At 41.7% G+C, this 2,855-nt stretch carries 3 protein-coding genes and 1 riboswitch; all 3 genes read left to right on the forward strand.

Annotated features, from left to right (window positions below; translation table 11 throughout):
• The coding region (rlmD, locus tag B4K20_RS06565) for a 23S rRNA (uracil(1939)-C(5))-methyltransferase RlmD (RefSeq protein WP_289282318.1) at nucleotides 1-988 on the forward strand (988 nt) is incomplete at its 5' end.
• A 227-nt stretch (nucleotides 989-1,215) separates the two neighbouring features.
• Nucleotides 1,216-1,294, forward strand: a riboswitch (cyclic di-GMP riboswitch).
• A 17-nt stretch (nucleotides 1,295-1,311) separates the two neighbouring features.
• On the forward strand, nucleotides 1,312-1,893 hold the full coding sequence (locus B4K20_RS06570) for a VPLPA-CTERM sorting domain-containing protein (protein WP_286305156.1): 582 nt from the start codon (nucleotides 1,312-1,314) through the stop codon (nucleotides 1,891-1,893).
• Between the two features lie 54 nt (nucleotides 1,894-1,947).
• Nucleotides 1,948-2,855 (forward strand): DNA alkylation repair protein (locus tag B4K20_RS06575; RefSeq protein ID WP_289282319.1); only part of this gene is annotated, 908 nt, incomplete at its 3' end.

Raw genomic sequence — 2,855 nt, forward strand, 5'->3', positions numbered from 1 at the left:
AAGCCCTGAACAGTGGTTGGAACCTTTAACCGGTCCATTATGGGGATATCGTCGTAAAGCACGCCTCGGCGTTAAATACGTCGCTAAAAAAGAACAAGTTTTAGTGGGCTTTAGGGAAAAGTCATCGCCGTACATTGCCATGCTTGAACAATGTGAAGTGTTAGATCCACGTGTGGGTCATCGTTTAACGGATTTAGCTTCATTAATTGGTGGATTGGAAGCCTATAACCGCATCGCTCAGATTGAAGTGGCAATGGATGATGAACATGTCGCATTGGTGTTTCGTAATCTGGATGAATTATCCGAGACTGATAAAAATGCATTGATTAGCTTTGGACAAAACAATAATTTATGGATTTATCAGCAACCAGGTGGGCCGGATACCGTGTCTTTATTATGGCCTGAGTCTGCTCAGCTTAGTTACGCACCAGAGCCGGGGTTGAACTTACAGTTTGACCCGAGTGACTTTACGCAGGTGAATGCGGGTATTAACGAAAAAATGATTCAAAGGGCCATGACGCTGCTGGATGTTCAGGATGGAGATCGTATTCTTGATTTGTTCTGCGGGCTCGGCAACTTTACTTTGCCTTTAGCTAAACGGGTGACAGAGGTCGTTGGCGTTGAAGGTGATGCTGCACTGGTACAACACGCAAAAAATAATGCCGCACTTAATGCCTTATCTAATGCCGAGTTTGAGCAAGCGGATCTCACCCAAACAGAATTGAAAGATTATCCTTGGGCACAAAAAGGGTTTAATAAGATTTTACTGGATCCTCCCAGAAGTGGGGCATTTGAAGTGTTGCATCAATTAGCTGCGTTAGGTGCTGAGCGATTGGTATATGTCTCATGTAATCCTGCAACGCTAGCACGTGATGCTGGCGAACTGGTGAACCAGCATGGCTACATTATGGAATCGGCAGGCATTATGGATATGTTCCCACATACCACCCATGTCGAGTCTATTGCTGTATTTGTAAAAAAACGTTAAAAAAGATTAAAAACTGTACCAAAGTACAATTGTTCCGACATAGATATCCTCATATTATGCAATCGTCCGGAATAAGTTGAGTCGGACTTATTTATCCGTTAACAGTGAAGTTATCGGACAAGTAGAGTCGTAATAAGCTGATTTATTTTACTTTTTAGTACCAAAGTACAATTGTTTGGCACATTACAACTCACTAATATCTATCTTGCAGATAGTGATTGCATAATAAACAGATAAGCCAACCTTGGTGTGAGCCATGTGACGGAAAGCCACGGGTCTTTTTTTAAAGATGGCCGGGCTGCATAGTAAACAAGGATAATTCTATGAAATTTTACAAATCGGCTATTTTAGTAGCTGCTATGTTGCTAGGTTTTTCAAGTGTTGCTTCAGCAACATTTTTCCATGGTCACCACCACCATCATGGTGGTTGTGGGGACGATTCATCTTTATGTGATAACCCTGAAACATACTCAGAAACATTTACTGCCTCAGTATCGAACTATTATGAGTTTGGTTATATGGATTTCGATGCTATCACTGACCCTGCAGATTTAGACATTACATCTGCCACACTAAAAATTTCGACAAATGCAAATGGTTGGTGGGATGATTTATATGCTTATACTGATAACTGGTATGGTACTGGTTTGAGCTACTTAGGTTCTCTGGATGGCGGTGTTGAAATGTTCAGCCTAAGCTCAGACTTATTTGACGAAATCCTTGCTGGCATCTCATTCAAGGCTTGGTTTTCAAAATGGAGCGAAGACGTTTTCTGGGCTGAGTTAACAGTGAATGGCGAATATTGCCCACCTGTTAGCGAAGTACCTGTTCCTGCTGCTGTATGGTTACTAGGTTCTGGTTTGATGGGTATGACAGCAATGCGCAGACGTAAAAAAACTGCCTAAGCTAAGACAGAATACCGTATGATAAAAGCCGCGATTCCATCGCGGCTTTTTTTTATGGCTGAACAACTCAAAAATAAACTTCATATTCCTGCAGTGAAGGAAATCGGCTCTCTGATTCATTCAGTGTGGCCTGATTTTGCTGTAACGGATTTTATTGAGACTGCATCTCTCAAACTAGATGAGCTGGAGCTCAAGACGCGTGCAGATTATCTTGCGAAGAGTTTGCATGTTTATCTACCTCACGATTATGTTGATGCAATAAATATCTTATTAGAGGCGGCTGAGTCTCTTAGAGATGAACATTTTTCTGGGTGGGCACATTACCTAGCCTGGCCATTAATTGATTATGTTGCTTTATATGGTCTGGAGCATCGCAACGTTTCTTTTGCTGCACTCGAAAAACTCACTTCATTATTTACAGCTGAGTTTGCTATTCGTTTTTTTCTGAAGGCTCACTTTGATGAAACCTATCAGCAAATGCTGTTATGGGCTGAACATGATGATGAACATGTACGAAGATTAGCTTCTGAAGGCATTCGCCCGCGTTTACCCTGGGCACCGCAACTCGCTGAACTACGTCATGATCCCGCTCTTATATGGCCGCTTCTTGAGAAGTTAAAAAGTGATTCGAGTCTATATGTGAGACGGTCTGTGGCTAATAACATCAATGATATGAGTAAAGATCATCCTCAAATGGTTATTGATGTCTGTTCTCAATGGCAAAAAAATGCTTCTGATAATACGAGTTGGGTGATTCGCCATGCGATGAGAAGTCTCGTTAAACAAGGTATAACAGATGTCTATCCGCTTTTAGGTTTTAGTCACTCGGTTAACATTGAACAAGCACAGCTTCGGCTTTCTCAGTCAGTATTACAGCTTGGAGAAACACTCGTGCTGGAATTGGGAATGCTGAGCAAACAGATTCAATACCTTGTATTAGATTACAAAATTCGCTTTGTTGG

The organism is Methylophaga sp. UBA5088, assembly GCF_002414625.1.
Taxonomy (GTDB): Bacteria; Pseudomonadota; Gammaproteobacteria; order Nitrosococcales; family Methylophagaceae; genus Methylophaga; species Methylophaga marina.